The sequence below is a fragment of the Leucobacter sp. M11 genome (genome assembly GCF_035726885.1).
Lineage (GTDB): Bacteria > Actinomycetota > Actinomycetes > Actinomycetales > Microbacteriaceae > JAPFRB01.
The window spans coordinates 759,813-761,607 of the sequence record NZ_JAPFRB010000002.1 but is presented as its reverse complement, the minus strand read 5'-3'; the positions used below and the strand labels follow the sequence as shown (position 1 = coordinate 761,607).

2 protein-coding genes are annotated in these 1,795 nt (G+C 70.3%); both read left to right on the top strand.

What is annotated here, in order from left to right; genetic code table 11:
- Nucleotides 1-123 precede the first annotated feature (123 nt).
- Nucleotides 124-720: a recombination mediator RecR gene (gene recR, locus OOT08_RS08045; protein WP_325092085.1), complete on the top strand. Its 597-nt coding sequence runs from the start codon at nt 124-126 to the stop codon at nt 718-720.
- 199 nt (nt 721-919) lie between these two features.
- The coding region (locus tag OOT08_RS08040) for a hypothetical protein (RefSeq protein ID WP_325092084.1) at nt 920-1,795 on the top strand (876 nt) is incomplete at its 3' end.

Here is a 1,795-nt window from a genome sequence, read left to right as displayed (position 1 = left end):
GCGGCCGAAAAGTCTGGCGCGACGCCGAGCTTCACCCGCTACGGGGAGGCCGTGGTCCGCGAGGTTCTCGGCGCGACCTTCCTCGAAGAGCAGCCCCTGCCGGGCCGGACGGAGGGCTAAGCCGTGTACGACGGAATCGTTCAGGACCTGATCGACGAGTTCGGGCGGTTGCCCGGGATCGGCCCGAAGTCCGCTCAGCGGATCACCTTCCACATCTTGCAGACGCAGACCTTTGACGTGCAGAACCTGGCCCGACTCCTGGCCGAGGTCCGCGAGCGGGTCAAGTTCTGCGAGATCTGCGGCAATGTCACCGAGGACACCCGGTGCGCGATCTGCCGGGACCCCCGGCGGGATCAGACGCTGATCTGCGTGGTCGAGGAGCCGAAGGACGTGGTCGCGATCGAGCGCACCCGGCAGTTCCGTGGCCTGTACCACGTGCTCGGCGGCGCGATCAGCCCCATCGACGGGATCGGCCCCGACGACCTGAGCATCGCCCAGCTCCTGCAGCGCCTCGGCGCGGGGAACATCGAGGAGGTCATCATCGCGACCGACCCGAACCTGGAGGGCGAGGCCACCTCGGCCTACCTCTCCCGACTGCTGCGCAGCATGGACATCCCGGTGTCCCGCCTGGCCTCGGGCCTGCCCGTGGGCGGCGACCTGGAGTTCGCCGACGAGGTCACGCTCGGCCGCGCCTTTGAGGGACGACACAGCCTGAACTAAGCGCGGCGAGCGTCATGTGGCCCGCTCGGGGTGCCCGGGAGCCCGGCCTCCCGGAGCCCGCCGCACGGGTTCCCTCTGGTGCAATCGGGAAAAATAGGAAATACTGCTCTCGACAGTGGTGGGTGTTCCCAAGAGCCGTCCAACCGGGGCGGACCGAACGATCGTCGCCTGACGCACCCGCCGTACCGGGGGGAAAACTGTGCGCACAACTCGCATCCATCGTCGTCTGTTCACGGGGGTGGCCGCGCTCGCGGTCGGTCTCGTCGCGCTCACCGGGATCACGGACAGCGTCCCGGCCCGGGCCGAGGGCCCGCCGGGGGTGATGCAGGTCCGGGTGGTCCCGACCTCGGCCTCCGTCGACACGGGCGCCCCGATGCCCTTCCGGGTGGAATACTCCTGCTCCTCGCTCGCCGCGAGCTGCGTCGGTGCGACCATCACCGCGGACGCCCCGGTGGGCCTCGCCCCCGACGGGCAGGAGATCCCGGTGCAGCCGGGCTCGGGCTCTGGGCTCGGCAACGCGGGCACCACGGTGACCGCGAGCGACGACGCGGTGGTCTTCGACTTCGGGGACCTTCCCGCGGGCTCGACGGGCGAGCTGGTCGTCACCTGGCTTGTGCCCGCGCTTTCGGTGCCCGGCGGCACGCAGTTCCGGCAGACGGTCCGCTCAACGAGCGGCGGGGCGACCCAAGCCGATGTGACGAGCGACCCGGTCACGACCTCGGCGGGCACGACCCGCTTCAACGCGGTGATCGAGACGACCACGCCCGCGACCTCCGCGATGGTGGTGACCGGGCAGGACACGACCTACCGTGTCTACGGCTGCAACGACACGGGCGAGGCCACGGGCGGCATCGGCTTCCGGAATCTGGCGATGACCCTGACGCTGCCAGACGGCACCGAGTTCGTCTCCGCGAGTGGCTCGGGACAGCAGAGCGGGAACACCGTGACCTGGCCGGCCGCGGGGGATGCCCTGAACACGAGCGGCTGCGCGAAGCCCGGCAGCTTCGAGACGGTCACGGTGCGCTACCCCGTTGACACGTTCCAGCCGCCCCTGGGGAACCCGCCGACGAACAAC